Origin of the sequence: Pseudoruegeria sp. SK021, assembly GCF_002119405.1 — a bacterium.
Taxonomy (GTDB): Bacteria; Pseudomonadota; Alphaproteobacteria; order Rhodobacterales; family Rhodobacteraceae; genus Meridianimarinicoccus.
This window is the reverse complement of sequence record NZ_MTBG01000008.1, coordinates 21038-47243: the sequence shown is the minus strand read 5'-3', so window position 1 is coordinate 47243 and position 26206 is coordinate 21038. Positions and strand designations below refer to the sequence as shown.

Sequence of the window (26206 nt, the reverse complement as noted above, 5' to 3'; positions counted from 1 at the left end):
ATCAAGACCGCTGGTACTTCAGGAACGGGGTTTCACGCCCGACCCGGTCGTAAAGTTGGCGGGCAGTGGTGTTGAAGCTTTGTGTCAACCAATAGACATTGGCCGCTCCGGCGGCATCGGCGGCGGCATAGACCGCTTCGATCAGGGCGCGTCCCTGACCCGTGGCGCGGGCGACAGGGGCGACATAAAGGTCCTGAAGATAGCAGACGTCTTCGGCATGCCAGCCGTGGCGATGAAAGACAAAATGCACGATCCCGACCAGTTGGCCATCAATCTCGGCCACGATGCCGTTGAAATCCCGGGGGTCATCGCCGATCAAACGCGCGAATTGCAGATCGAACTGCGAGTCTGGCAAGGTGGCCTGATAAAACTCCAGATAGTCTCGCCACAGCGCGGTCCACTGGTCCTTGTCGCTGGCCGTGAGCGGGCGAAGGGTGGCGGTCATCGGTGCTGCCTCCGCGCCATGAAGGCCATGCGTTCGAACAAATGGACATCCTGTTCGTTCTTCAGAAGCGCGCCGTGAAGTTTCGGCAGCGCGTTCGCGGGATCAGCCATCAGATCCTCTGGGGACAGATCCTCGGCCAGAAGCAGTTTGAGCCAGTCCAGCACTTCTGAAGTCGAGGGCTTTTTCTTCAAGCCGGGCGTGTCGCGCAGCGTGTAGAATTGGGTCAGCGCCGCGGTCAGCAAAGCTTGCTTGATACCGGGGTGATGCACTTCGACAATTTTGCGCAGAGTGTCGATATCGGGAAAGCGGATATAGTGAAAAAAGCACCGGCGCAGGAACGCATCGGGCAATTCTTTTTCATTGTTGGACGTGATGATGACGATGGGCCGTTGCCGGGCCACGATGGTCTCACCGGTTTCGTAGACGAAGAACTCCATCCGGTCGAGTTCCTGCAACAGGTCGTTGGGAAATTCGATATCCGCTTTGTCGATTTCGTCGATCAGCAGCACCGTGCGGGTCTCGGCGGCAAAGGCCTGCCACAGCTTGCCACGCCGGATGTAATTGCCGACATCAGACACGCGGGGATCGCCAAGCTGGCTGTCCCGCAAACGGCTAACCGCGTCGTATTCGTAAAGCCCCTGCTGTGCCTTCGTGGTCGATTTAATCGACCACTCAATCATCGGCAGCCCAAGGCTGTTTGATATCTGCCGTGCCAGTTCGGTTTTGCCGGTGCCGGGTTCCCCTTTAACCAAAAGCGGACGTTCCAGCGCCACTGCGGCATTCACCGCGACCGTCAGATCCTCGGTGGCAACGTAGGTTTCCGTTCCCTCAAATCGCATCATTCAATCCTGCTGCCCGCCCGGTCGTTCTGCAAACCCTACCACACCCCGGAGGGGCTTCAAGCGTGGATAAATTTGCGATGAATATGCGTGACATGAACAAGACTATGGGGTATGCGACCGGCATAGCTGGGCCCCCCATTGCCCGAAAGGATGAATGAATTGTCAGACCGTTCCATCGCTTCGGACACCGGGCCAAAGATGGGAGCTAACATGAAAGCCGAGGCATTTCTACCCGACGACTATCGTCCCGCCGAGGACGAGCCGTTTATGAATCACCGCCAGCTCGAGTATTTTCGTCGCAAACTGATTGGTTGGAAGAATGAACTTCTGGCTGGCAGTAAGGACACGATCGAGGGTCTACAGGACAGCAGTCGGAATTTTCCCGACGTCTCTGACCGGGCATCTGAAGAAACCGACCGCGCGCTAGAATTGCGGACCCGGGATCGGCAGCGCAAAGTTGTCTCCAAGATCGATGCGGCGCTAAGGCGGATCGACGAAGGCGAATATGGCTATTGCCTAAGCACGGGTGAACCAATTTCGTTGAAGCGCTTGGATGCACGCCCGATCGCGACAATGACGCTGGAAGCACAGGAACGGCACGAGCGTCGTGAAAAGGTGCATCGCGACGACTGATCGCCTGCGGCGGAAGACAAGATAAGGCATCCGGGGTGGCTCGGGTGCCTTTTTCTTTGAGGCAGACATGACAGGAGGCGGAGCGTGCTGATCGGACAGCAGGTCACAGTAATTGGCGCGGGAATAGGTGGGCTGTCGGTGGCGCTTGCGTTGGCGATGCGTGGTGCGCAGGTCCGCGTTTTGGAACAAGCTAGGCAGATCTCTGAGGTGGGGGCGGGGGTGCAGATCGGGCCCAATGGCATGGCGGTGCTGCGGGCGCTGGGCCTTGATGCGGCGCTTGCCGCCCGGTCGGTCCGGGCCCGTTCGGTCCGGCTGTTGGATTACCGCAAAGCCGCGCCTGTGCTTAGGTTGGACTTGGCCAACCTCCGTCCCGATCAGCCCTATCTGTTTGTTCATCGGGCCGATCTGATTGATGTGTTGGCCGACGCGGCGCGGGCCATGGGGGTTGAGATTGCCCTGGGGCAGACGGTCGCGTCGGTTGAGCCAATTGGCGATCGTGTGCGGCTGGGGCTGCTTGATGGCACCGTGCTTGAGCCGTCTGTTGTGATCGCTGCGGATGGGGTGAATTCTGTGGCGCGGCCGGCGCTGGGGGATGTCCCAACGGCGGCGTTTACCGGTCAGGTGGCGTGGCGCGCGACGGTGCCGATGGGCGCACAGCAAGACCCGGATGTGCGCGTGTTTATGGGGCCGGGGCGGCACTTGGTGGCCTATCCGCTGCGGGATGGCCGCTTGATGAACCTCGTTGCGGTGCAGGAACGCCACGATTGGGCGGCAGAGGGCTGGCAGGTGCGCGATGATCCGGCCAATATGCAGGCAGCCTTTGCAGGCTTTGCCCCCGAAGCGCGCGCGCTTTTGGCTCAGGTGACGGACGTGCATCTGTGGGGTTTGTTCCGCCATCCGGTGGCTGAACACTGGCACCGCGGCAGACTTGCGCTGTTGGGTGATGCGGTGCACCCAACCTTGCCTTTTCTTGCGCAAGGGGCGTGCATGGCGCTGGAGGATGCTTGGGTTCTGGCCGATAGCTTGTCCCAAGGCAGTGATATCACGTCTGGATTTAGCGCGTTTCAGGCGCGGCGCCGGGCGCGTTGCGTCCGCATTGTGGCGTCCGCCGGGTTCAATGCCCGCGCCTATCATCTGTCTTGGCCGCCGCTTCGCTTGGCGGCGCATAGCGCACTGCGGCTGGGCGGCTGGCTGGCTCCCAGCGCACCGTTGCGCCGGTTTGACTGGCTCTATGGCTGTGATGTGACGGCGGGCTAATCCGGCCCCCGGGCGTCAGGCCGCCAGATTGATCCAGACCGGAACATGGTCTGAAGGTTTGTCCCGGCCCCGAAACTCACTGTCGATCTGGGCATCGGTCAGCAGGTCTGCCGCTTGCGGGGTCAAGAGAAGGTGATCAATGCGGATGCCGTTGTTGCGGGTCCAAGCCCCGGCTTGGTAATCCCAGAAGCTGTAGTGGCCGGGGGGCGGGGCTGGCGGCATATGCGGGTGAATGGCGCGGAAGGCGTCGGTCAGGCCAAGATTGACCACCTTGCGAAACGCGGCGCGGCTTTCGGGCCGAAACAAGGCATCCTCGCGCCAACTGTCAGGCCGGGCGGCATCTTCCAGTTGCGGGATGATGTTGTAGTCGCCGCAGATCACCGCCGGGTCTTCGAGGGCAAGCAAGGTTTGCACGCGGTGGTGCAGCCGTTTCATCCACGCCAGCTTATAGTCGTATTTCGGACCCGGCACCGGATTGCCATTCGGCAGGTACAGACCGCAGAGTCGAATGGCCCGCTCGCCGACCACCGTGGCTTCGATCCAACGGGCTTGCTCGTCAGGTTCGCCGCCGTCCGGATCCGGCAGGCCACGGGTCACGTCTTCCAGTGGCAGCCGCGACAAGATCGCAACCCCGTTAAAGCCCTTCTGGCCGTGGGTTTCGACATTATAGCCCAAGTCATTGAAATGGCTAACCGGAAATCCGTCATCGACGGATTTGATCTCTTGCAGCAACGCCACATCTGGGCTTGTTTCACGCAACCAATCACTCAGGGCGGTGATCCGCGCCTTAATGCCGTTGATGTTAAAAGTGGCGATCTTCATGGGTCGGTCCACCGTGTGGGAAGGGTCGAGGCCTGACTAGGCCATCGCGTCGGGGCGCGTCCAGTGCTTTCCGGCTCTCGGTCTCCCGCAGCACACCCGGCGCGCCGGATCTTGGGACGCCCGGTTTGTGGTCTGTTCCAAGGTCAGCACCTGCGGCTTGGGCTGACGGATTCACCGCAATCGGTGGTGAAATCGCGACCCCCCGCGACAATCTGACGTGGGCGAAAAAACTGATTCCCGTGCGATCCCCGTGCCTTGGCATCGGGTTTACACGGCCAGTCTACATGATAGGCTTTAATGTGAAGGCACGCCCATTCGGGGCCTGCCAAGCGAACCCCCAAACACACGTTCTGAACTGGAGATCCCAATGACCGCAGTCAAGGCAGGCGACACTGTTAGTATTCACTACACTGGCACCCTCAGCGATGGCACCACATTCGACAGCAGTGCAGGCCGCGATCCGCTGACCTTCGAAGTCGGCTCTGGCCAGATTATCCCGGGCTTGGATAAGGTTTTGCCGGGCATGACCGTGGGCGACACGAAGTCGGTCACGATTGTGCCGGAAGAGGCTTATGGCCCGGTCAACCCGCAAGCCCGCCAAGCCGTGCCGCGCACCGACATTCCGGACAACATTCCGCTGGAAGTGGGTCTTCAACTGCAAATGCAGACGCCGCAGGGTCAGGCTGTGCCGGTGACGGTGGCGGAACTGACGGAAGACACCGTGACGCTGGACGCCAACCACCCGCTGGCCGGTAAGGATCTGACGTTCGACATCGAACTGATCACCATCGCCGCCTAATGGGCACTGGCCGATGTGGGGGCGTCCATGGGCGTGCCCACACCGGCCAAACTGACGCGGCCTAGCTTACATTGAGAAGCTGGTGCCGCAGCCGCAGCTGGATGACGCGTTCGGGTTCTCGATCACGAACCGTGCGCCGATCAATTCGTCGGCAAAATCAATCACGGCATTGCCAAGGAAGGGCAGGGACACGCTGTCCACCACGACCTTCTGGCCGTCTCCTTCCAGCACCAGATCATCGGCAGCCGGATCATCCAGCTTGATCTCATATTGAAAGCCGGAGCAACCGCCGCCCTCGACGGCGACCCGCAGCGCCTTGGGACTGTCGGCTGCCTCGTTGATCTCGGCCAGCCGCGCGAAGGCGCGGGCGGTGACTTTTGGCGGAAGTTGGAGATCCATGGCGAAGCCTTCATGTGTTTGTATTGGCGCAATGTTCAATATAAGCACCAGAGGCACGCGCCACAAGCGTGTCAGGAAGAAGGCAACCCGATGCAACAGCCCTATGCCTCCGATCCCGCCCAATCCCGTGGGCGTCTCTATCCCGAAGCGGAAAGCACCTTTCGATCCTGTTTTCAGCGAGATCGTGACCGGATCATCCATGCGTCGGCGTTTCGCCGTCTCAAGCACAAGACCCAAGTGTTCGTGGAACATGAGGGCGATTATTATCGCACCCGGCTGACGCACTCTATTGAGGTGGCGCAGGTGGCGCGCACCATCGCCGGGGTGCTGGGCTTGAACCTTGCCCTGACCGAAGCCGTCGCGCTGGCGCATGATCTTGGACATCCGCCGTTTGGTCATACGGGCGAGGATGCGCTCAATGACCTGATGGCCCCTTATGGGGGCTTCGATCACAACGCCCAAGCGGTACGGATCGTGACCGGGTTGGAACGGCATTATGCGGAATTTGACGGCTTAAACCTGACATGGGAAACCTTGGAAGGGCTGGCCAAGCATAACGGGCCCGTAACCGGCGAGCTGCCCTATGCTTTGGCGGATTACAACGCGCGCCACAATCTTGAGTTGGGGACATTTGCCAGCGCAGAAGCGCAGGTCGCGGCCCTGTCGGACGACATTGCCTACAGCCATCACGATTTGCATGACGGGCTGCGGGCCGAACTGTTTTCCACCGATGAGCTGGCCGAACTTCCGATTTTGGATCGCTGCTTTTCCGAGGTTGATCGTCTCTATCCCAACCTGAACTATTACCGGCGGCGGCATGAGGCTTTGCGCCGGTTCTTTGGCGTTCTGGTCGAGGATGTGATTGAGCAGGCGCAGGCAGCGCTGGCCGAGGTTGATCCGCAATCCGTCGATGATGTGCGCAACGCAGGCCGGTCGGTGGTGCAATTTTCGCAGCCGATCTGGACGGATTTGCAGGTGCTGCGCAAGTTCCTGTTCACCCGGATGTACCGGGCGCCGCAAGTGGTGATCGAACGCAAGCGCGTCACCAAAGTTGTAATGGAACTGTTCCCGCATTTCATGGCCCATCCCGACCTTCTGCCCAAGCAATGGCGTAAGGATGTCGCGGATGCCGACGGGGAAACGGCACTGGCGCGGATCGTGCTGGACTATATTGCTGGAATGACCGACCGATTTGCGATTCAGACCCATGAAGAGCTGATCGGCGCGGCCTAGAAATGGCGGGTGTTGGCGATTGCGTTTTGCGCGCACGCCATGCTACGCCCCTGTGCGGAAGACGAGGGCCGAAACGATGAACCTGTTTGACGATATCCGGACTTTGGTGCTGGACGCATTGACCGCCACGGTACGCGACGGAGGCTTGCCTGAGGGGCTGAGCTTCGACGCCGTAACCGCAGAGCCGCCGCGCGATGCGGCCCATGGCGACGTGGCCACCAACGCGGCCATGGTGCTGGCCAAGCCTTCGGGCTTGAAGCCGCGTGCGATTGCCGAGGCATTGGCCGAGCGTTTGCGGGCCGACCCGCGCATTGCCGAGGTCGAAGTGGCCGGGCCGGGCTTTTTGAATCTGACCCTGACACCTGCCGTCTGGCAGGGTCTGGTCGGGACCGTGCTGCGCGATCAGACCGGGTATGGTCGGTCGCAACTTGGCGCAGGCAAGCGGGTCAACGTCGAATTTGTGTCCGCCAACCCCACAGGTCCGATGCATGTTGGCCACACGCGCGGCGCGGTTTTTGGCGATGCCTTGGCATCGCTGCTGGAATACGCCGGACATGATGTAACCCGGGAATACTATATCAACGACGGCGGCGCGCAGGTCGATGTCTTGGCCCGCTCGGTCTATTTGCGGTATCTCGAAGCGCATGGTCAGGACGTGGCCTTTCCCGACGGGACTTACCCCGGCGACTATCTGATCGAGGTCGGGCAGGCGTTGAAGGACAAGGTCGGTGACGCCTATCTGGACAAGGGTGAGGACGTTTGGCTGGAAGACCTGCGCGACTTCGCCACTGCCGCCATGATGGAATTGATCCGCGATGATCTGGCGTCGCTTGGCGTCAAGATGGACCTGTTCTACTCCGAACGCTCGCTCTACGGCACCGGTAAGATCGAAGCCGCGCTGGCCGATCTGGATGCCAAGGGCCTGATTTATGAGGGCGTGCTGGAGCCGCCAAAAGGCAAGCTGCTGGAAGATTGGGAGCCGCGCGAGCAGACCCTGTTCCGGTCCTCGCTGCATGGCGATGACGTGGATCGCCCCGTCAAGAAGTCGGATGGCGGCTGGACTTATTTCGCCCCGGACATCGCCTACCATTATGATAAGGTTACCAGAGGCTTCGACGCGCTAATTGATGTGTTCGGCGCCGATCACGGCGGCTATGTCAAGCGGATGAAGGCGGCGGTTTCGGCCCTGTCCGGCGGCAAGGTCAGTCTGGATGTCAAGCTGATCCAGCTGGTCAAGCTGACCCGCAATGGCCAACCGCTGAAGATGTCAAAGCGGGCCGGAACCTTCGTCACCCTGCGCGACGTGGTCGATCAGGTTGGCCAAGATGTCACCCGGTTCGTGATGCTGACGCGGAAGAACGATGCGCCGCTGGAATTTGATTTCGACAAGGTCCTAGAGCAGTCCAAGGACAACCCGGTTTTCTATGTGCAATATGCCCATGCCCGGATTTGTTCGGTGCTGCGCAAGGCCGAAGCGATGGGCGTCGATGTGTCGGACGCGGCCATCGCTGCGCAGGATTTGTCGGACATTTCGGATCCTGCCGAACTGGCCTTGATCAAAAAGCTGGCCGAATGGCCCCGTTTGGTTGAGATCGCGGCCCGCACCAACGAACCGCATCGGATCGCGTTTTACCTGTACGAACTGGCCAGTGAATTCCACGGATTGTGGAGCCGCGGCAATGACGCGACGGGCTTGCGCTTCTTGCAAGAGGACGATCCGGCGCTTACCGCGACGAAAATTGCCCTGCCTAAGGCCGTATCCGTTGTTATTTCCGCAGGTCTTGGTATTCTCGGCGTCACGCCGTTGGAGGAAATGCGCTGATTTAACAGGCGCCCCCGCGGTTCGAGCAGGCAAATGAACCGGTCACGGCCTCAGTTGGGCGCACGTGGCTGGTAAAATTGGGGCAAATGATATGGCGTATTCCGAGTCTTTGCATCACGGTCTTGACCGGGATCCCCGTCGCGTTTCCGTCGGCCTTCGGATCGTGCGCTGGTTGGGGGCCCTAAGTTCGATCGCATTGGTCGGCGGCTTGTCGTTTTGGACCTATGACTTGGCGACACGCGATGCGCGTTCGGTCCCTGTGGTGCTGGCCATGGAAGGGCCGAGCCGCGAACAGCCGGAAGATCCCGGTGGGTTTCAGGCGGCGCATCAAGGGTTGTCGGTGAACCGGATCGCCTCGGACACGATCGACGCGCCAATCGCTGAACGGGTTATTCTGGCGCCCGAGCCGATGGGGGTCACCGAAGAAGACCAGCCGCAGCCCGAGTTGCTTGAGGCGGTGGCCGCGCCAGAGGTGCCGCTTGACCCGGACGCCGCCTTGCGTCTGGCGGTCGAGGGTGCGTTGACGCAGGTTTTCGGCAGCGAAGACATGGCCGAGGATGACGGCATGTTCGAGATGCAAACGGTGCCGCGCGATCTGTCGGGATCGGTGCGCGGGGCAGGGATCGGCCCACGGCCGCGGCCGCGTCCCGCCATGGACATCGCCACCCGCGCCACTGCCAACCCTGAGGTCGCAAGTTTTGCCGCGCAAGCGCCGGCGGTGGCCTTGGACCTGTCGCCAGCCGACATTCCGGCGGGCACGCGTCTTGTGCAGTTGGGGGCCTTTGACAGCGAAGCAGAGGCGCGCCAAGGCTGGATCGAATTGAGTATCGCGTTTGAGGACTACCTTGGTCCCAAACGCCGGGTGATTGAGCGGGCCGAGGTGGGCGACAACGTGTTCTACCGTCTGCGGGCCTATGGCTTTGCCGATCTGATCGAAGCCCGCAGTTTTTGTGCGGTGCTGATCGCCGACCACGCGGACTGTATCCCGGTCCTGACACGCTAGAATGCAGCGGGGCGCGGCCCCTTATCAGAAAGCTAACAATGACGACCTGCGGTGCATATATCTTTGGGTGCGCGGGACCAGTGCTGACAGCACAGGAGGCTGCGTTTTTTCGGGACGCAGACCCTTGGGGCTTCATCCTGTTCGGACGCAATGTGGACACGCCGGACCAACTGCGCCGGCTGACCTCGGACTTGCGCGCTGCGGTTGGCCGCGATGCGCCGATCTTAATCGACCAAGAAGGCGGCCGGGTGCAGCGCATGGGGCCGCCGCATTGGCGCGGGTGGCTGCCGCCGTTGGAACAAGTGGTCTGCGCCGGCGACGCCCCGGCTCGGGTGCTGTATCTGCGCTATCGCCTGATCGCGGCAGAACTGCGGGCGGCGGGCATTGATGTCAATTGCGCGCCCCTAGCCGATGTGGCCGCGGATGAGACCCATCCGTTCCTGCGCAACCGCTGTTTCAGCGCCGATCTGGACGAGGTGGTGTCAGCGGCACGGGCCAGTGCCGACGGGATGTTGGCCGGGGGCGTTCTGCCCGTCGTCAAACATATTCCCGGTCACGGGCGGGCGACCCTTGATAGCCATCTGAATTTGCCGCGCGTGGCGACCCCCTTGGCCGCGTTGCAGGCCCGCGATTTCGCTGCATTCAAGGCCTTGGCGGATCTGCCGATGGCGATGACCGCCCATTTGCTGTTCGACGCCATTGATCCAGTGCATCCGGCGACCCAATCGCCGGCCTGTGTTGCCATGATCCGGGACGAGATCGGGTTTGACGGCCTGCTGATGACAGATGACCTGTCGATGCAAGCGCTGTCCGGAACGATGCAGGAGCGGGCGGCGGCGTCGATGGCGGCAGGCTGTGATCTGGTGCTGCATTGTAATGGCAAGGCGGATGAAATGCAGGCCGTGGTCTTGGGCGCGGGAACACTGCAGCCCGAGGGCGTGGCCCGTGCCGAGCGGACGCTGGCAATGCGTCATGCCGGGGATACGGTCGATTTGGCGGCGCTGGATGCGGAATTGGCCGCATTGATGGCTGGGGCTGCGCGTGGCTGATCCGGCGTCTGCGCCGCCGAGCAACGTCACCCAGATCGAAGCCCGCCTCGCCGCCGAGGCGTTGATTGTGGATGTCGACGGCTTTGAGGGGCCGCTGGACCTTTTGCTGTCGCTATCGCGGACGCAAAAAGTTGATCTGCGGCGGATTTCGGTTCTGGCGCTGGCCGAGCAGTATTTGGATTTCGTAAATACGGCGACAGAGCTGCGGATTGAGCTGGCTGCGGATTATCTGGTCATGGCCGCGTGGCTGGCCTTTCTGAAGTCGCGTTTGCTGCTGCCACCGGACCCGGACGACGAGGGCCCCTCGGGTGAGGATCTGGCCGCGCATCTGGCCTTTCAGTTGGAACGGCTGGAGGCCATGCGCGATGTGGCCTCGCGCTTGATGGCGCGTGATCGACTGGGCCGGGATGTCTTTGCCCGGGGCCAGCCTGAAAACGTGGCACGGGTCCGCCGGACCACCTTTACCGCGTCGCTGCTGGACCTGATGCAGGCCTATGCCCGGTTGCGGACCCGGGATGAATTTCGCCCCTTTGTGCTGGATCGCCATGCCATCCTGACCATGGAAGAGGCGTTGGAGCGCATGCGTGGGTTAATCGGGTTTGCCGGGGACTGGACCGACCTGTCGACCTATTTGCCGCCCGGCTGGGAAATTGATCCGGCGCGGCGACGCTCGGCCATGGCGGCGACCTTTGCGGCCTCATTGGAACTGGCGAAGGCGGGTAAGTTAGAAATTTCGCAGATCGAGGCCTTCGCGCCAATCCGGTTGCGGCGCAGGACAAGCAGGGATGACGGGCAATGACGCAGACCGAGGCCAATGACAGCACAGGCGCGGGCCTGTTCGACGTGCCGTCTTCGGCCGAGCAAGACCGGATGGTCGAGGCAATCCTGTTTGCGACGGCCGAACCGGTCAGCCTGAAAGAACTGATTGCCCGGCTGCCGCAGGGCTCAGACCCGGCAGCCGCGCTGCTGCGGTTGCGGCATGTTTATGACGGGCGGGGGGTTCAGTTGGTGCGGGTGGGCGAATCCTTTGCGTTTCGCACCGCCCCCGATCTGGGGTTTCTGATGCACAAGGAAACGGTTGAGACCCGGAAATTGTCGCGGGCCGCGATCGAAACGCTGGCCATTGTCGCCTATCACCAACCGGTGACCCGTGCCGAGATCGAAGAAATCCGCGGCGTGGGCGTCAGCCGCGGCACCATTGATCAATTGCTGGAACTGGAGTGGATCCGTCTGGGCCGTCGCCGCATGACCCCGGGCCGTCCGGTGACATTCGTGGTGACCGAGGTCTTCTTGGACCAGTTCAATCTGGAATCGGCGCGTGATCTGCCGGGCCTGAAGGAACTGCGCGCGGCGGGACTGTTGGATAACCGGCCGCCGCCAGACCGCTTGGACGCAGGCTCTGACGGGGATGAAGCTGGCGACCAGATCACCCAAGACGAACCAGAAGATGACGAGAGCGAGGCCTAACAAGCCCGCCTATCGCCGGTGCCTGTGCCCGGTCTTTTGTGCGAACGTCCCGGTTCTTAATTGGCTCTGTCAGTTCCATTGGTTCCAAAAATACCTGCAATTGCCTCGGTCGCGCAATTCGGCTTAGCTGGGCAGAAGAATTCTGGATCGCGCAGGGAGATCGCTGATGGGATTGGTCGGAATACTGCTGTCTTTGGGGCTTTTGATGTATCTCGCCTATCGCGGGATCAACGTGCTGATCCTTGCCCCGATTCTTGCCTTGTTCGCGGTGCTGATGAGCGGCGATTTACCGGTTCTTGCGACCTATACCCAAGTCTTCATGACCGCACTTGGTGGCTATGTCATCCTGTACTTCCCGCTGTTTCTGTTGGGGGCGATCTTTGGCAAAATGATGGCCGATAGCGGCTCGGCACGGGTGATCGCGCAGCGCATTGTCGATGGTGTGGGCGCAGAGCGCGCGATTACGGCGGTGGTGCTTGCCTGCGGGGTGCTGACCTATGGCGGGGTGTCGCTGTTTGTCGTCGCCTTCGCGATCTATCCCATTGCCAATTCGCTGTTCCAACAGGCCGACATTCCCAAACGGCTGTTGCCGGCGTCGATTGCGCTGGGGTCTTTCACCTTCACCATGACGGCGTTGCCGGGCACACCGGCCATTCAGAACGCCATCCCGATGCCATTTTTCGGCACGAATGCCTTCGCCGCGCCCATTCTGGGCACCTTGGCCGGGCTGATTATGCTGATCGGCGGGGTGTTATGGCTGAACCGGCGGTCGGCATCGGCTAAGACCAAAGGCGAAGGCTATGGCACCCACAAGGTCACGGCAGCCGATGCCGGTCTGGCCGGTGACATCCAGCTTCCCGGGTTTGCAATGGCGATTGCGCCGGTAATTTCGGTGATCGCCTTGAACGGGATGTTCACCTATCTGGTATTTCCCAATGTCGACGCGGCCTATCTGGCCAAGCCGGAATATGGCGCCACCACCCTCAGTTCGGTGGCCGGGATCTGGGCAATCATCGTGGCGTTGGTGGCGTCGATCCTGCTGGTGCTTGTCGGCAATTGGGCCAGGTTTGAGGACGTAAAGGACAGCATCAATCAGGGCACAATGGGATCGCTGCTGCCGATCTTTAACACCGCCTCGGAAGTGGGCTATGGCGCGGTCATTGCGTCGCTGCCGGCGTTCCTGCTGGTGCGGGATGCGGTGCTGGACCTGTTTCCCGACAATCCGCTGGCGTCACTGGCGGTTGCGGTTAACGTTCTGGCCGGGATCACCGGGTCGGCGTCGGGGGGGATGTCGATCGCCCTGAATGCATTGGGCGACCAGTTCGCGGCGATGGGCCGGGCTGACGGGATCAGCATGGGCCTGATGCACCGGGTCACGGCCTTGTCGTCGGGCGGCTTCGACGCGCTGCCGCATAATGGGGCGGTCATCACGCTGCTGGGTATTTGCGGACTGACCCACCGGCAAAGCTACGGCGACATCTTCGTGTGCGCCGTCGCCATCCCGGTTGTCGCGACCGTCACGGTGGTTGTGCTGGGGTCAATGGGCTTCTGAGGCCGGGCCTTCGACCGCAAAGGCCTTTGCGTCAGGATGAGCAGCTTGCCCCGCCCAGCACGCAGAATTTGGCGCAGTGGCGATGGTTAAGTTGCACGGACCGCTCGGCCTCTTGCAGGGTCGTGCCCAGTTCGAACTCGGGCGCATAGGGCAACAGGGTGCAGGCCAGAACTGACGGCTGTGCTGCGCCCTTGCGTTTGACCACCATGCGGCTTGACGCACACATGACGCTGTCGGGGTGCTTGTTCAGGATGTCCCAGCACCCGCTGGTGATTTCCGGCACATCGACGGTTTCGTCCATTTCCGGGAACAGAACCGTTTGAGCCGGATCACGTGGGTCAATGGCGAAATCGTGCCGGGCATAGAACGCGCCATAACCATCCCGGGCCTCGGATTCGCTCTCGGCCCAGACCGAGCGCCCGGCGACCGTCATGCGAATGCCGGTGTCGCGCAGCCAAATCATGCCCAGTTCGGTCTTTTCAAACGCCCCCTTGCCGCGTTCCTTGTCATGCAACTCTGGCGACCAGTGGTCGACCGAGATCCGAAAGGTGATCTTGCCGGGGTAGGCCGCGTTCAGTTGCACCAGCCCGGATTTGACAGACGGGCGCATCATCGGGCGCATGGCGTTGGTCAGCACCAGCACGTCATAGCCGCGGGTCAGTGCCGCTTCGATTAGGGTGTTCATCTGGGGGTTCATGAACGGCTCGCCGCCCGTAAAGGCAATTTCACGCACCCGCCATTCCCGCGCGTCGAGTTGATCAAGGTAGCCATTAACGTCGTCTGGTGTAAGATAAACCAGCGCATCGTTCGACGGAGAACTTTCAATATAGCAGTTGGCGCATTCGATATTGCACAGGGTTCCGGTATTGAACCACAGCGTTTCAGGATGGGTCAGTGCCACAGAGGCCCTGTCGTCACCATTCGCCGTGACAAACGGATCAGTGAATTTGGCAGGATGTGGCTGACGAAAGTCTTTCATGGAACGGAACCTGTAATTGTCTCAAGTATTATTGGTACCTGTGTGACATAGTTCCTGAAAGCCATGAGGATGCGGAGTGACGCAGTTGTGATGATCGAAAACTCTGATATGACCGATGCGGGTGTATATTGTTTGCGCTACCACCGCGTCCACGAAAGGCAGGTTCTGCATGGTCTCTCGCGTCATTCCCGTTGAAACCTTCGATCTGGTGATCTTTGGCGGGACCGGGGATCTTGCCCGCCGCAAAATCCTTCCGGGTCTCTTTCGGCGCTTTCGCGTCGGCCAAATGCCAGAAGAGGCACGGATCATTGCGGCGGCGCGCGGCGATATGGACCGTGCCGCGTTTCAGGCGATGGTGCGCGACGCGCTGATCGAATTCGTCGAACCCGAAGCACGGTCGTCCGAGATGATTGAAGGCTTTTTGAACCATCTCGACTACGCCAGCGTCGATGCCATGGGCGAAAGCGGCTGGGATACCTTGCGCGGCAAGCTGCGCGACGGCAAAATCCGGGCGTTCTACTTTTCGGTTGCACCGTCCTTGTTCGGGGCGATTGCCGAGCGTCTGAAAACCTATGGTCTGGCCAATGAAGACAGCCGCATCGTGGTTGAGAAGCCGTTCGGGCGGGATCTGGAAAGCGCAAAAATTCTGAACAAAGGTTTGGCCGAGTACTTTGACGAAAGTCAGATTTACCGGATTGACCATTATCTGGGCAAAGAAACGGTCCAGAACCTGATGGCGGTCCGGTTCGGCAATATTTTGTTTGAGCCGCTCTGGAACGCACAATACATCGATCACGTGCAGATCACCGTGGCAGAAACCGTGGGCGTCGGTGGCCGGGGCAGCTATTACGACAAATCCGGGGCGATGCGGGATATGGTGCAGAACCACATCATGCAGTTGCTCTGCCTCACCGCGATGGAGCCGCCAGCCCGGTTTGAACCGGATGCCGTCCGCGACGAAAAGCTCAAAGTGATCCGCGCGCTTGATCCGGTGACGGTTCAGGATGTGGTGCGCGGCCAGTATCAGGAAACCTCTGACCTGGCAGGTTATCTGGAAGATAGCGAAAACCCCGACAGCAACACGGAAAGCTTCGTGGCGATGAAGCTGGAGATTGCCAACTGGCGCTGGCAGGGGACCCCGTTCTACATTCGCACCGGCAAGCGGTTGCGGGCGCGGATGTCTGAGATTGTGATCCGGTTCCGCGAAATTCCGCATTCGATCTTCGGGGCCGACTCGGGCAGCAAAGCCAACGAGCTATCGATCCGCTTGCAGCCGAATGAAGGCATGGACCTGCGCGTCACCATCAAAGAGCCGGGGCCGGGCGGGATGCGTCTGGTGGATGTGCCGCTGGACATGACCTTTGCCAAGGTCCTCGGGCCGGATGCCGATGATGTTCCGGATGCCTATGAGCGCCTGATCATGGATGTCATCCGGGGCAATCAGACCCTGTTTATGCGCGGCGACGAAGTTGAAGCGGCTTGGGCTTGGACCGATCCGATCATCTCGGCATGGGAAGAAGCTGACAAACGCCCGGCACCTTATGATTCCGGCAGTTCCGGCCCGGAAGAGGCGCTGGCGCTGATGCACCGCGACAATCGCCGATGGAAGGAGATCCGGTCATGAACGTTATCGAATACGCAGATCGCGACATGATGATGATCGAACTGGCGCAATCTTTGGCCGGGGAGTTGAACGCCGCGTTGATGACCCATGACACGGTGTCGATCGCCGTGCCGGGTGGCACGACCCCCGGACCGGTATTCGACAGCCTGTCGGCGGTGGAACTGGACTGGGAGCGGGTGACGGTCCTGTTGACCGATGAGCGCTGGGTGCCCGAAACCTCGCCCCGTTCAAACACGGGTCTTCTGCGCGAGCGTCTGTTCACCGGCAAAGCGGCGCGGGCGGGCTTTTTCAGCTTCTACACCGATGACGCCACGCCTGAGGCGGTTCTGGAACAGAAATCACAAGACATCCTGCCACATCTGCCTCTGTCGATATTGCTGTTGGGGATGGGCACGGACATGCACACCGCGTCGCTGTTTCCGGGCGCAGACCGGCTGGATGATGCGCTGGACCCCAAGGCACCGGCTTTGATGGCCATGCGGGCCCCGGGCGCGCCAGAGCCCCGGATCACTCTGACGGCCCCGGTCTTGCGCGGCGCGATGTCGATCCATCTTCTGATCACCGGTCACGACAAACGCCGGGTGCTGGAAGAGGCCGCCAAAATGGAAGACGAGCGACTGGCCCCTGTGTCGGTTATCCTGAAAAATGCGACAGTCCACTGGGCGGAGTAAATTAATTATGTCACGTATCTGGGATCAACTGGATAGCCACCATACCGGTGTGAAGGATCGGTCGATCCTGTCACTGTTCGATCAACCGAACCGGGCGGCGCAATTCTCGGCGCAACTGGGCGAAATGGTGCTCGACTTTTCAAAGACCAATCTTGACGACGAGGGTCTTGCGCTGTTGCTGCAACTGGCCGAGGCGTCAGATGTGGCCGCGCGGCGCGACGCGATGTTCGCGGGCGCACCGATCAACGAGACCGAGGGGCGGGCAGTTCTGCACACCGCTCTGCGCGATCTGGATGCATCCGTGGTGGTTGACGGCGAGGACGTGATCCCCGGCATCAAAGCTACGCTGGACCGGATGGACGCCTTTGCCGAGGATGTTCGGACGGGTAGGTTCACGGGGCAGGGTGGCGCGATCACCGATGTGGTGAATATCGGCATCGGCGGCTCTGATTTGGGGCCAGTCATGGCCACGCTAGCATTGTCGCCATGGCATGATGGCCCGCGGGTGCATTACGTCTCAAACGTGGATGGCGCGCAGATCGCAGAAACCCTGAAAGGGCTGGACCCGACCACCACGCTGGTGATCGTGGCATCCAAAACCTTCACCACCATTGAGACCATGACCAATGCCGACACGGCGAAGGTCTGGATGGCCACCAAGGTCAGCGATCCGTCTGCCCAGTTTGCGGCTGTGTCCACTGCTGCGGACAAGACAGCGGCCTATGGCATTGATCCCTCTCGGGTGTTCGGCTTTTCGGATTGGGTCGGTGGGCGCTATTCTGTCTGGGGGCCGATTGGCCTTTCATTGATGCTGGCAGTCGGCGGTCCGGTGTTCCGCCGGTTCCTTGCCGGCGGTGCCATGATGGACCGCCATTTCCAAGAGGCGCCGCTGGCCGAAAACCTGCCGGTGCTTCTGGCGCTGGTGGGGATCTGGCACCACCAGATCTGCGGCTATCCCAGTCGCGCGGTGTTGCCCTATGATCAACGTCTTGCCCGATTGCCTGCCTATCTTCAGCAGCTTGAGATGGAGAGCAACGGCAAGCGCGTTGCCATGGATGGCAGTGACTTGCCGCGCGTATCCGGCCCGATCGTCTGGGGCGAGGCAGGGACCAATGGCCAGCATGCGTTCTATCAGTTGATCCATCAGGGCACCGGCGTGGTGCCGTGCGAATTCTTGGTTGCGGCCAAGGGGTTCGAGGATGACCTGACCCATCATCACCAATTGCTCGTCGCCAACTGTCTGGCGCAGTCCGAAGCCTTGTTGCGCGGGCGGTCCTTGGCTGAGGCGACCGCGATTATGGCCAAAAAAGGACTGACCGGGGCCGAACTGGACCGTCAGGCCCGCCACCGGGTGTTCCCGGGCAACCGGCCCTCGACCGTGCTGGCCTATCCGCAACTGACCCCAGAAGTGTTTGGCGCCATTGTCGCACTGTATGAACACCGGGTTTTTGTCGAAGGCGTGATCCTCGGGATCAATTCGTTCGATCAGTGGGGGGTAGAACTGGGCAAGGAACTGGCGACCGCGCTGGAACCGGTGATGCGCGGCGAGGCTGGAACCGAGGGCAAGGACGGCTCGACCGCCATGCTGGTGAATTTCCTGCGCCGGGCCTGAGCCTGCGGCAATCCATGACATCTACCGGGACTCGAAGCGCCGCTTCGGGTCCCGTTTTTGTTCAGGCCGTGGAGCTGTCGACATCCGGTGAGGGCTAGGTAAATTCTGCGACCTGAAAGCCGGGCGAGACCGTGTACGAGACCGACGTTAAGTTGCCGTGTCTGTAGGTCAATTGCCTGTGATCCAGGCCACTTCCCGGCCAGGCCGGATGCGAAAAAGCCCCCGAGGTGCGGGGGCTTTTTGCGTCGTGTCGTCGGTGCGCTGCGATCAGCGCTTCAGGATCGAGCGGCCTGCATATTCTGCGGTTTCACCCAGGGCTTCTTCGATCCGGATCAGTTGGTTGTATTTTGCGAGCCGGTCAGACCGTGCCAGCGAACCGGTCTTGATCTGGCCGCAATTGGTGGCAACAGCAAGGTCCGCGATGGTGCTGTCCTCGGTCTCGCCCGAGCGATGGCTCATTACGTTGGTATAGCGGGCGCGGTGGGCCATATCGACGGCCTTCAGCGTCTCGGACAACGTGCCGATCTGGTTAACCTTGACCAGCATGGAGTTGGCGCAGCCCTTGGCAATGCCGTCGGCCAGACGCTCGGGGTTGGTCACGAACAGATCGTCCCCGACCAGTTGGATCTTGTCGCCAAGCGCGTCGGTCAGGGCCTTCCAGCCATCCCAGTCGTCTTCGGACATGCCGTCCTCGATCGAGATGATCGGATAGTCTTCGACCAGTTTTGCAAGGTAGGCGACGTTCTCTTCCGAGGTCAGCGAAACGCCTTCGCCCTTCATCTCGTACTTGCCGTTCTTGTAGTATTCGGTCGCGGCGCAATCCATCGCAAGGTAGATGTCTTTGCCCGGAATGTACCCGGCCTTTTCAATGGATTTCAGAATGAAATCAAGCGCGTCACGGGTGGAGCTGATGTTGGGGGCAAAGCCGCCCTCATCGCCGATCCCGGTGGACAGACCCGCTGCCGACAGTTCTTTTTTCAGGGTGTGGAACACTTCCGACCCCATGCGCACGGCCTCGCGGATAGTCTCCGCAGAGACCGGCATGATCATGAATTCCTGAATGTCGATCGGGTTGTCGGCATGTTCGCCGCCATTGATGATGTTCATCATCGGCACGGGCAGGATGCGGGCCGAGGTGCCGCCAACATAGCGATACAGCGGCTGCCCGGTGTAATCGGCGGCGGCGCGGGCGCAGGCAAGGCTGACGCCGAGAATGGCGTTGGCACCAAGGCGGGCTTTATTGGGGGTGCCGTCCAGTTCGATCATGGCCGCATCAATGGCGGCTTGTTCGGTCGCGTCCATGCCGACCAAGGCTTCGGCCAGCTCGCCGTTGACAGCTGCCACGGCTTCCAGAACGCCCTTGCCCATGTAACGGGTTTTGTCGCCATCGCGCTTTTCGACAGCTTCATGGGCACCGGTGGAGGCCCCGGATGGCACCGCAGCGCGGCCCATGGTGCCATCTTCCAAAATCACGTCCACCTCGACGGTCGGGTTGCCCCGGCTGTCCAGAATTTCGCGGCCGATAATATCAATGATCGTGCTCATAATGTCGGGTTCCTCATCCGTGGCAGTTCGCCGTCACCTTATAGGTCGGGGGGGCCGGAGGAAAGACGTCGCTGACGTGCGCGTTCCTCTCTGGCGAAGGTATAAAGCCCCGATGCGATGATCAACGCAGAGCCGGTCAGGGTCCAGAAATCGGGCCGTTCCGAAAACACCAGCATGCCGATGATCAGGGCAAAGATCAGGCGGGAATAGCGGAAGGGCGCGATGGCGGACATGTCCCCCAAGCGGGTGGATTGGATCAGCGCGTAATAGCCCAGAACACCCATGGTCAGGGCGCCAAACAGCATACTGATCTCGATCGGGCTGGGGATGACCGGCGGCCGCCCGAATGGCATCACCAGCAGTCCGGACAAGATGGTCGTGCCATAGGCCCATGCCGACAGTTGCATTGAGGTGATATGGGCCGGAATGGCGCGGGTGGACACGTCACGCGCGGCGATGAAGACGACGGCGGCAACAGCAAACAGGGATGCGGGGTTGAAGCCCGCCAGCCCCGGACGGACCACCATCAAGACGCCGCAAAAGCCGATGGCGATGGCGGACCAGCGCCGCCAGCCGACAGGTTCGCCTAAAAACACCGCAGCGCCAAGGGTGACCATCAACGGCGTGGCCTGAAGAATGGCGGAAGCGCTGGATAAGGGGGTCAGGACAATGGCCAGAATGAAACAGATCGCCGACGCCATTTCCGATAGGTTTCGGATCATTGCAACCGGATGCCAGATATCCCGGGTCAGCAACCGCTGGCCTTCGCGATAGACCTTGATGCCGAACGCCAACAGGCCGCCGCAGCCGAGCAGGAACAGGACCTGTCCGACCGGCAGGTTCGACGACAGTGATTTGACGAACATGTCTTCCAGAGAGAACCCTGCCATCGCTGCGATCATCAGGCCTATTCCGCGCAGATTTTCCATGTCGTCCTCCCTCTCATCACCTGAATGTGGCGGTACGCTAACTGAACGGGCGGTGCCAGTGGCGACGCGGTCCAAATCGGTGCGCCGGCCTAGAAGCTTGATGGCTGTGGGTCAGAATGCTAACGCCAGTTCTTGGGCTTGAATGAATTACATCATGACATGGGGCAAATTTTATGACGCAAATTGGTATGGTGGAGCTGATATGAGCAGTCCGGGATCACATAGTGGCAGCCTTTCGACTTGGACATGGGTGGCGCCGGTGGCCGCGGCACTGTTTCTGGGACTGCTGGCAGTGGGCGTGCTCAGCGTCGGGTCGGTCTGGGTGATCGTCTTGGCCGCGCTGTTGCTGGCCGGATCGGTCTTTGCGTCGGTGCAGCATGCCGAAATGGTCGCCTTGCGGGTGGGCGAGCCGTTCGGGTCGATTATTTTGGCGGCGTCGGTCACGGTGATCGAGGTGTCGCTGATCGTGTCCTTGATGCTCAGCAGTCCGGAAGGCGGCACTGAAATTGCCCGGGACACGGTGTTTTCGGCGGTGATGATCGTTCTGAACGGTGTGGTCGGCCTGTGTTTGCTGGTAGGCGGCATCCGGCATCACCAGCAAGAGTTTCAAATTCGGGGGGCCGTGGGGTCTTTGGGGGTGATCGGCACGCTGGCGACGCTGGCCCTGATCTTGCCGAATTATACCCTGTCGGTTCCGGGTCCGATTTTCTCGCAGGCGCAATTGGTGTTTGTGGGGGTCGTGTCGCTGGCGCTGTACGGGTTGTTCTTGTTTGTCCAGACCGTTCGCCACCGTGAGGATTTTCTGGACGCAGAGGGCAGCCATGGCGCCCACGCCAAACCCGACGGTCGCACGACCCTTCTGAGCGGTGGGTTGTTGCTGCTGTCGCTGGTCACGGTCGTCTTGCTGGCTGAAGACCTGTCGCATCCGGTAGAAGAGGGGATCGCGTCTTTGGGCTTGCCGCTGAGCTTCGTCGGGGTGGTAATCGCTGCGGTGGTGCTTTTGCCCGAAGGGTTGTCTGCGATTGCCGCCGCCCGTGCGAACCGCCTTCAGACCAGTTTGAACCTCGCGCTGGGCAGTGCCATGGCCAGTATCGGCCTGACCATCCCCACGGTTGTTGCCGTGTCGCTATTCATGGGAACGCCGCTGTCGTTGGGATTGGATCCCGAACATATCGTTATCCTTGTTCTGACCCTGTTCATGTGCACGCTGTCATTCGGCGCCGGGCGCACTACGGTGCTGCAGGGCGGGGTGCATTTGGTCATTTTTGGGGCATTTCTGGTGATCGCCGCGGTTCCGTGACCCGTCGGCGTCATCGCCGGATTATTTCTTTAAGGGGACGCCGTAGAGTTCAAGGCGGTGTCCCTTCAACCGATACCCCAATTTGGCAGCGATGCGCACCTGCAGCGCCTCGATCTCGTCATCGACAAATTCGATCACCTTGCCAGAGTTGAGGTCGATCAAATGGTCATGATGATCGCGGTCGGCAGATTCGTATCGCGCCCGACCGTCGCCAAATTCGACTTTTTCCAAAATCCCGGATTCTTCGAACAGCTTGACCGTCCGATACACCGTGGCGATCGAAATGCGCGGGTCTCGGGCCGAGGCGCGATTGAAGACTTCTTCCACGTCCGGGTGATCATCGGCCTCTTGCAAGACCTGCGCGATGGTCCGGCGCTGGTCGGTCATGCGCAGGCCGTGCTGTTCGCAGCGATCAATGATGGTTGTGGTCATCTGAAGGGTCCGGATCAGCGTCTCTCAAGGTGGTAGGGGATTTTTCGCCCCGGCTCCACCCTGAATTGCGGTAAACCCGAGACGCCATAGTCACAAGGCCATCAGGTGCCGCAGAAGGTCTGTCGGACTTCCTGTCCGGGGCCGGGCGGCAGGGCCAGATCCGGGTCCGTCAGATTAAACGGCTGGATTGTTGCCGCGTGCAGGTGATGGAACGGCGCGAAGTCACCGCCGACCGCCGCGGCGATCATGGCTTCGATCTGGTGATTGCGCGGAATGATCAGGGGATTGGCCCGGGTCATCGCGTCCGTGTCGACGTCGCCCGGCTGGCGATCCAAGCGGGCTTGGTAATCCTCCAGCCAAGGGTCCAGTATCTCGGGCTCGTGAAAGGCGGCGGCGGCGGTGCCGTTGGCCAGTCCGGCGAAGGTGTTGGTGAAATCGGCGCCGCCGGCCTCCATGCGGCTGAGCAGGCTGTCGATCAGCAAGGCGTCATTGGCCTCGGCAGTGTTCAGGCCCAATTTGGCGCGGAACGTCGCCTGCCAGCACTCGGCAAAGCACTGCGGGAAGCGGTGTACCGCCTCAGAGGCCTGATCCACCGCCTGATCCCGGTCATCGCTGATCAGGGGCAGCAGACACGTGGCGAACTGGGCCAAGTTCCAGACTGCGATATCGGGTTGCTTATCATAGGCATAGCGCCCGCCCCGATCGATTGAACTGAACACTTTGCCGCCCTCGTAGCGGTCCATGAAGGCGCAGGGGCCATAATCAATCGTTTCGCCAGAGATCGCGCAGTTGTCGGTGTTCATAACGCCGTGGATAAAACCGACCCCCAGCCATTTGGCGATCAGGTCCGATTGCGCATCGATCACGGCGTCCAACAGACCGAGCGGGCTAGTGACGGTGGGATAATGGCGCGCAATGACGTGATCGGCCAACAGGCGGATCGCCTCGACATCGCCGCGAGCAGCGAAATACTGGAAGGTGCCAACCCGAATATGGCTGGCGGCGACCCGGGTCAGAACAGCGCCGGGCAGGGGCCGTTCGCGTAGCACGGTTTCGCCGGTGACCACGGCTGCAAGGGCGCGGGTGGTTGGAATGCCCATCGCATGCATGGCTTCCGAAATTACATATTCGCGCAGAACAGGACCAAGCCATGCGCGGCCATCGCCCATGCGCGAAAACGGGGTGCGGCCCGAGCCCTTAAGCTGAATATCCCGGCGCTGGCCGGATTGGTCCACCACTTCGCCCAGCAGCAAGGCGCGACCATCGCCCAATTGCGGTGACCATCCGCCGAACTGGTGGCCGGCATAAGCCTGCGCCAGCGGATCGGCACCCGTCGGCGCGGCATTGCCAGAAAGCATCGCGATGCCGTCGTCTGTGGCCAAGGCGTCAGGATCAATGCCCAACGCGCGGGCGAGATCAGCATTGACCGCGATCAGCGATGGCGCGCGCACCGGGTCGGCGGGCTGACGCGCGAAGAACCGCTCTGGCAGACGGGCATAGCTGTTATCAAAGGGGACGTGCAGGGTCATGGAGGCGCCTTTCTCTTGCGACATAGATAGGTGCAAAAGGCGTCCGGTGCCAGTCGGGGTGGCGTCGCGGCATCACACGCCGGGCTTGGGGTCTGGGCGTCATGCCAATAGGTCGGGTCTGCGGGGGGCCGAAGCCAACCCGCGCGGGCCCGGTCAAAGGCGAGCGATTCGCTCGGTCAGCAACGCAAAGAAGCCGTCGGCGTCCACATCGCCGATGAACATGGCGTTGGCGACGCGGTCCGTGACGCCCCACCAGTCGGCCACGGTCATGCCCCGTGTCAGATCGGATTGGGTTTCAATCTCGACATTGATGTGACGGCCAGAAAATAACTCAGGTTTCAGCAGCCACGCGATGACGCAGGGGTCATGCAGCGGCGCGCCGGGGCTGGCGTACTTGTCCTTGTCGAAACGTTGGAAAAAGTCGGTCCAAGCGGCGACCGCGTCGCCCACCGGGGTGCCGAAGTCGCGAAAGGCCTGCACCCGTGGTTCTGTGGTCAGCGCCTTGTGCGTGACATCCAGCGGCATCACGGTCAGCGGCGCCCCGCAGGCGAACACGGCCTTGGCGGCTTCGGGATCGACATAGATGTTAAATTCGGCTGCGGGGGTGATGTTGCCGACCTCGAAATAGGCCCCGCCCATTAGCACGATCTCTTTGATCCGGGCGGCAATGTCCGGGGCCTTGTCCAGCGCTAGCGCAATGTTGGTCAGCGGCCCGAGCGGGCAGAGGGTGACGGTCCCGGCGGGTTCGGTGCGCAGGGTGTCGACGATGAAATCAACCGCATGCCCGGGTTGCAGGGCCATGGTCGGCGCGGGCAGGGCCGGGCCGTTCAAGCCGCTATCGCCATGGACGTGTTCGGCGGTGCGCAGGGGGCGGGTCATGGGGGCGTCTGCGCCTGCGAAGACCTTGATCTCGGGATGGCCTGCCAGTTCACAGACGGTTCTGGCATTGATCGCCGTCAGGGCCAGCGGCACATTGCCTGCAACTGCCGTGATCCCAAGCACCTCGATCTCGTCGGGCGAGGCAAGGGCCAGCAGGATGGCAATGGCGTCGTCTTGACCGGGATCGGTGTCGATGATGATTTTTGCGGGGGGCATGGGGCGGCTCCGAATAGGACGATGCCGCGAAAGTGGACCGGGTCCGCCGCGATGTAAAGCGGCGGACCCGGTGCCGTGTCAGTTGGGATCAGCCGTCGAAGTTGACTTCTTCAACAAGGCGCAGCGCATCGGCGCGATACCCCGGAAGTTCGGTCAAAGGCAGTGTGTCGGCGGTGAAGGTTCCCCATGATGCCACCACCGGCGACGGGTCAACCGCTGGCGACACCGGGTATTCCGAGTTCTCGTTGGCATAGAGGCTCTGGCCTTCGGGCGAGGCAAGGAATTCCATCAGTTTGATGGCATCGTCATGATGCGGTGCCGCAGCGGTCAGCGCCATCGCCGAGACGTTCACATGCGTGCCGGCATTTTCAAAGGTCGGGAACATGATGCGCACCGAATTGGCCCAATCGGATTGTTCGGCATCGGCCAGCATCAAGCCCATGTAATAGGTGTTGCCGACAGCGATGTCGCATTCCCCGGCCCAGATGGCTTTGACCTGCGCACGATCATTGCCCTGCGGCTTGCGCGCAAGGTTGGCTTTGAACCCTTCCAGCCACGCTTTGGTCTCGTCCGCGCCGTGATGGGCCAGCAGGGCAGAGGTCAGGTCGAGGTTATAGTCGTGGGTGCCCGAACGGGTACAGATGCGGCCTTTCCACTTCGGGTCAGCCAAGTCTTCATAGGTGGTGATCTCTCCATCAGCGACCCGGTCGTTGCTGGCATAGATCACTCGGGCGCGGTTGGTCAGGGCGAACCATTGATTGTCTGCGCCGCGATATTGGGCGGGGATGTCGGCGATCAATTCAGCATTGTCCACCGGCTGGGTCAGACCGGCATCGACGATTGCCGCCATGCGCGAAATGTCGGTGGTCATGATCAGATCAGCAGGTGTGCGTTTGCCTTCGGATTGCAGCCGTTCCAGCATGCCATTGCTGAGAAAGACGACATTGACGTCGATCCCGGTGGCTTCGGTGAAAGCCTCAAACAGGGGCGCCGTCAGTTCCGGTTGGCGGTAGGAATAGACATTCACTTCGTCGGAATGCGACGGGGTGGCTGCGGCGATCAGCAGCGCAGCACATAGCATGTAATTCATTCGGGCAAGCATGGGTGCTCCTTAAGCTTCTGGTCGGCCTGCGCGGCACCGGCCTGCAGGGTGTTGCCCTTAAAGAT

Annotated in this window: 25 protein-coding genes; 14 read left to right on the top strand and 11 right to left on the bottom strand. The window is 61.2% G+C overall.

The window, feature by feature from the left end; all coding sequences use genetic code 11:
- Position 1 precedes the first annotated feature (1 nt).
- Positions 2–445 (bottom strand): GNAT family N-acetyltransferase, encoded by a 444-nt coding sequence (locus tag BV911_RS07300; RefSeq protein ID WP_086052947.1) that lies wholly within the window; start codon positions 443–445, stop codon positions 2–4.
- Positions 442–1284, bottom strand: a complete 843-nt coding sequence (locus BV911_RS07295) for a MoxR family ATPase (protein ID WP_086052946.1) — start codon at positions 1282–1284, stop codon at positions 442–444. Before BV911_RS07295 ends, BV911_RS07300 begins: the two co-directional genes overlap by 4 nt.
- 213 nt (positions 1285–1497) lie before the next feature.
- On the opposite strand from BV911_RS07295, the gene dksA reads away from it, so the two are divergent.
- Together dksA and BV911_RS07285 are read left to right on the top strand one after the other, a co-directional pair.
- On the top strand, positions 1498–1920 hold the full coding sequence (gene dksA, locus BV911_RS07290) for an RNA polymerase-binding protein DksA (RefSeq protein ID WP_086052945.1): 423 nt from the start codon (positions 1498–1500) through the stop codon (positions 1918–1920).
- Positions 1921–2004: 84 nt separating this feature from the next.
- Entirely contained in the window at positions 2005–3177 is a 1173-nt protein-coding gene (locus BV911_RS07285) for an FAD-dependent monooxygenase (protein ID WP_371587947.1), read from the top strand.
- Between the two features lie 15 nt (positions 3178–3192).
- Here BV911_RS07285 and xth read toward each other — a convergent pair whose 3' ends face one another.
- Positions 3193–3999, bottom strand: a complete 807-nt coding sequence (gene xth, locus BV911_RS07280; protein ID WP_086052944.1) for an exodeoxyribonuclease III — start codon at positions 3997–3999, stop codon at positions 3193–3195.
- Between the two features lie 367 nt (positions 4000–4366).
- Here xth and BV911_RS07275 point away from each other — a divergent pair, with 367 nt between their 5' ends.
- The gene (locus BV911_RS07275; protein ID WP_086052943.1) at positions 4367–4798 is read left to right on the top strand and encodes a peptidylprolyl isomerase; all 432 of its coding nucleotides are present in this window, start codon (positions 4367–4369) and stop codon (positions 4796–4798) included.
- A gap of 66 nt (positions 4799–4864) precedes the next feature.
- Here the strand turns inward: BV911_RS07275 and BV911_RS07270 are convergent, their stop codons facing one another.
- Positions 4865–5197 carry an iron-sulfur cluster assembly accessory protein gene (locus tag BV911_RS07270; protein ID WP_086052942.1) on the bottom strand — a complete coding sequence of 111 codons (333 nt, stop codon included), beginning with the start codon at positions 5195–5197 and terminating at the stop codon, positions 4865–4867.
- A gap of 90 nt (positions 5198–5287) precedes the next feature.
- On the opposite strand from BV911_RS07270, the gene BV911_RS07265 reads away from it, so the two are divergent.
- The 7 genes from BV911_RS07265 (at position 5288) to BV911_RS07235 (ending at position 13323) form a co-directional block, all read left to right on the top strand.
- Positions 5288–6430, top strand: a complete 1143-nt coding sequence (locus BV911_RS07265; RefSeq protein ID WP_086052941.1) for a deoxyguanosinetriphosphate triphosphohydrolase — start codon at positions 5288–5290, stop codon at positions 6428–6430.
- Between the two features lie 76 nt (positions 6431–6506).
- Complete coding sequence (gene argS, locus BV911_RS07260) at positions 6507–8252, top strand: arginine--tRNA ligase (RefSeq protein ID WP_086052940.1); 1746 nt, start codon at positions 6507–6509, stop codon at positions 8250–8252.
- A 91-nt stretch (positions 8253–8343) separates the two neighbouring features.
- Positions 8344–9255 carry an SPOR domain-containing protein gene (locus tag BV911_RS07255; RefSeq protein ID WP_086052939.1) on the top strand — a complete coding sequence of 304 codons (912 nt, stop codon included), beginning with the start codon at positions 8344–8346 and terminating at the stop codon, positions 9253–9255.
- 38 nt (positions 9256–9293) lie between these two features.
- The gene (locus BV911_RS07250; RefSeq protein ID WP_086052938.1) at positions 9294–10304 is read left to right on the top strand and encodes a glycoside hydrolase family 3 protein; all 1011 of its coding nucleotides are present in this window, start codon (positions 9294–9296) and stop codon (positions 10302–10304) included.
- Positions 10297–11103 carry a ScpA family protein gene (locus BV911_RS07245; RefSeq protein WP_205963813.1) on the top strand — a complete coding sequence of 269 codons (807 nt, stop codon included), beginning with the start codon at positions 10297–10299 and terminating at the stop codon, positions 11101–11103. Before BV911_RS07250 ends, BV911_RS07245 begins: the two co-directional genes overlap by 8 nt.
- Complete coding sequence (gene scpB / locus BV911_RS07240) at positions 11100–11771, top strand: SMC-Scp complex subunit ScpB (RefSeq protein WP_086052937.1); 672 nt, start codon at positions 11100–11102, stop codon at positions 11769–11771. The genes BV911_RS07245 and scpB overlap by 4 nt, the downstream gene beginning before the upstream one ends.
- 166 nt (positions 11772–11937) lie before the next feature.
- Positions 11938–13323 (top strand): GntP family permease, encoded by a 1386-nt coding sequence (locus BV911_RS07235; RefSeq protein ID WP_086052936.1) that lies wholly within the window; start codon positions 11938–11940, stop codon positions 13321–13323.
- Between the two features lie 31 nt (positions 13324–13354).
- Here the strand turns inward: BV911_RS07235 and BV911_RS07230 are convergent, their stop codons facing one another.
- On the bottom strand, positions 13355–14302 hold the full coding sequence (locus tag BV911_RS07230; protein ID WP_086052935.1) for a radical SAM protein: 948 nt from the start codon (positions 14300–14302) through the stop codon (positions 13355–13357).
- A 169-nt stretch (positions 14303–14471) separates the two neighbouring features.
- Here BV911_RS07230 and zwf point away from each other — a divergent pair, with 169 nt between their 5' ends.
- From zwf to pgi, 3 genes are read left to right on the top strand one after another with little or no spacing between them, the layout of a single operon-like run.
- Positions 14472–15926: a glucose-6-phosphate dehydrogenase gene (gene zwf, locus BV911_RS07225; protein WP_086052934.1), complete on the top strand. Its 1455-nt coding sequence runs from the start codon at positions 14472–14474 to the stop codon at positions 15924–15926.
- Positions 15923–16597, top strand: a complete 675-nt coding sequence (pgl, locus tag BV911_RS07220) for a 6-phosphogluconolactonase (RefSeq protein WP_086052933.1) — start codon at positions 15923–15925, stop codon at positions 16595–16597. Before zwf ends, pgl begins: the two co-directional genes overlap by 4 nt.
- A 7-nt stretch (positions 16598–16604) precedes the next feature.
- Positions 16605–18209 (top strand): glucose-6-phosphate isomerase, encoded by a 1605-nt coding sequence (gene pgi / locus BV911_RS07215; protein ID WP_086052932.1) that lies wholly within the window; start codon positions 16605–16607, stop codon positions 18207–18209.
- 267 nt (positions 18210–18476) lie between these two features.
- Here pgi and eno read toward each other — a convergent pair whose 3' ends face one another.
- Together eno and BV911_RS07205 are read right to left on the bottom strand one after the other, a co-directional pair.
- Complete coding sequence (eno, locus tag BV911_RS07210) at positions 18477–19754, bottom strand: phosphopyruvate hydratase (protein ID WP_086052931.1); 1278 nt, start codon at positions 19752–19754, stop codon at positions 18477–18479.
- Positions 19755–19792: 38 nt separating this feature from the next.
- On the bottom strand, positions 19793–20683 hold the full coding sequence (locus tag BV911_RS07205; protein ID WP_086052930.1) for a DMT family transporter: 891 nt from the start codon (positions 20681–20683) through the stop codon (positions 19793–19795).
- A 202-nt stretch (positions 20684–20885) separates the two neighbouring features.
- Here BV911_RS07205 and BV911_RS07200 point away from each other — a divergent pair, with 202 nt between their 5' ends.
- On the top strand, positions 20886–21983 hold the full coding sequence (locus tag BV911_RS07200) for a calcium:proton antiporter (RefSeq protein ID WP_086053004.1): 1098 nt from the start codon (positions 20886–20888) through the stop codon (positions 21981–21983).
- A 21-nt stretch (positions 21984–22004) separates the two neighbouring features.
- Here BV911_RS07200 and BV911_RS07195 read toward each other — a convergent pair whose 3' ends face one another.
- The 4 genes from BV911_RS07195 to BV911_RS07180 form a co-directional block, all read right to left on the bottom strand.
- Positions 22005–22415, bottom strand: coding sequence for a Fur family transcriptional regulator (locus BV911_RS07195; RefSeq protein ID WP_086052929.1), 411 nt, complete (start codon positions 22413–22415; stop codon positions 22005–22007).
- A gap of 101 nt (positions 22416–22516) precedes the next feature.
- On the bottom strand, positions 22517–23944 hold the full coding sequence (locus BV911_RS07190; protein WP_086053003.1) for a YdiU family protein: 1428 nt from the start codon (positions 23942–23944) through the stop codon (positions 22517–22519).
- A gap of 153 nt (positions 23945–24097) precedes the next feature.
- The gene (locus BV911_RS07185; RefSeq protein ID WP_086052928.1) at positions 24098–25039 is read right to left on the bottom strand and encodes a nucleoside hydrolase; all 942 of its coding nucleotides are present in this window, start codon (positions 25037–25039) and stop codon (positions 24098–24100) included.
- 88 nt (positions 25040–25127) lie between these two features.
- Positions 25128–26141 carry a Fe(3+) ABC transporter substrate-binding protein gene (locus BV911_RS07180; RefSeq protein ID WP_240512178.1) on the bottom strand — a complete coding sequence of 338 codons (1014 nt, stop codon included), beginning with the start codon at positions 26139–26141 and terminating at the stop codon, positions 25128–25130.
- Positions 26142–26206 lie beyond the last annotated feature (65 nt).

What these genes read in the sequence shown, in the direction of transcription:
- BV911_RS07255 (WP_086052939.1), top strand. Translation starts at nt 8,344, where the DNA reads ATGGCGTATTCCGAGTCTTTGCATCACGGTCTTGACCGGGATCCCCGT.
- BV911_RS07300 (WP_086052947.1), bottom strand. Translation starts at nt 445, where the DNA reads ATGACCGCCACCCTTCGCCCGCTCACGGCCAGCGACAAGGACCAGTGG.
- BV911_RS07195 (WP_086052929.1), bottom strand. Translation starts at nt 22,415, where the DNA reads ATGACCACAACCATCATTGATCGCTGCGAACAGCACGGCCTGCGCATG.
- BV911_RS07185 (WP_086052928.1), bottom strand. Translation starts at nt 25,039, where the DNA reads ATGCCCCCCGCAAAAATCATCATCGACACCGATCCCGGTCAAGACGAC.
- pgi (WP_086052932.1), top strand. Translation starts at nt 16,605, where the DNA reads ATGTCACGTATCTGGGATCAACTGGATAGCCACCATACCGGTGTGAAG.
- argS (WP_086052940.1), top strand. Translation starts at nt 6,507, where the DNA reads ATGAACCTGTTTGACGATATCCGGACTTTGGTGCTGGACGCATTGACC.
- BV911_RS07190 (WP_086053003.1), bottom strand. Translation starts at nt 23,944, where the DNA reads ATGACCCTGCACGTCCCCTTTGATAACAGCTATGCCCGTCTGCCAGAG.
- BV911_RS07265 (WP_086052941.1), top strand. Translation starts at nt 5,288, where the DNA reads ATGCAACAGCCCTATGCCTCCGATCCCGCCCAATCCCGTGGGCGTCTC.
- xth (WP_086052944.1), bottom strand. Translation starts at nt 3,999, where the DNA reads ATGAAGATCGCCACTTTTAACATCAACGGCATTAAGGCGCGGATCACC.
- BV911_RS07235 (WP_086052936.1), top strand. Translation starts at nt 11,938, where the DNA reads ATGGGATTGGTCGGAATACTGCTGTCTTTGGGGCTTTTGATGTATCTC.
- BV911_RS07230 (WP_086052935.1), bottom strand. Translation starts at nt 14,302, where the DNA reads ATGAAAGACTTTCGTCAGCCACATCCTGCCAAATTCACTGATCCGTTT.
- zwf (WP_086052934.1), top strand. Translation starts at nt 14,472, where the DNA reads ATGGTCTCTCGCGTCATTCCCGTTGAAACCTTCGATCTGGTGATCTTT.
- eno (WP_086052931.1), bottom strand. Translation starts at nt 19,754, where the DNA reads ATGAGCACGATCATTGATATTATCGGCCGCGAAATTCTGGACAGCCGG.
- BV911_RS07200 (WP_086053004.1), top strand. Translation starts at nt 20,886, where the DNA reads ATGAGCAGTCCGGGATCACATAGTGGCAGCCTTTCGACTTGGACATGG.
- BV911_RS07180 (WP_240512178.1), bottom strand. Translation starts at nt 26,141, where the DNA reads ATGCTTGCCCGAATGAATTACATGCTATGTGCTGCGCTGCTGATCGCC.
- BV911_RS07295 (WP_086052946.1), bottom strand. Translation starts at nt 1,284, where the DNA reads ATGCGATTTGAGGGAACGGAAACCTACGTTGCCACCGAGGATCTGACG.
- BV911_RS07250 (WP_086052938.1), top strand. Translation starts at nt 9,294, where the DNA reads ATGACGACCTGCGGTGCATATATCTTTGGGTGCGCGGGACCAGTGCTG.
- BV911_RS07275 (WP_086052943.1), top strand. Translation starts at nt 4,367, where the DNA reads ATGACCGCAGTCAAGGCAGGCGACACTGTTAGTATTCACTACACTGGC.
- scpB (WP_086052937.1), top strand. Translation starts at nt 11,100, where the DNA reads ATGACGCAGACCGAGGCCAATGACAGCACAGGCGCGGGCCTGTTCGAC.
- dksA (WP_086052945.1), top strand. Translation starts at nt 1,498, where the DNA reads ATGAAAGCCGAGGCATTTCTACCCGACGACTATCGTCCCGCCGAGGAC.
- BV911_RS07270 (WP_086052942.1), bottom strand. Translation starts at nt 5,197, where the DNA reads ATGGATCTCCAACTTCCGCCAAAAGTCACCGCCCGCGCCTTCGCGCGG.
- BV911_RS07205 (WP_086052930.1), bottom strand. Translation starts at nt 20,683, where the DNA reads ATGGAAAATCTGCGCGGAATAGGCCTGATGATCGCAGCGATGGCAGGG.
- pgl (WP_086052933.1), top strand. Translation starts at nt 15,923, where the DNA reads ATGAACGTTATCGAATACGCAGATCGCGACATGATGATGATCGAACTG.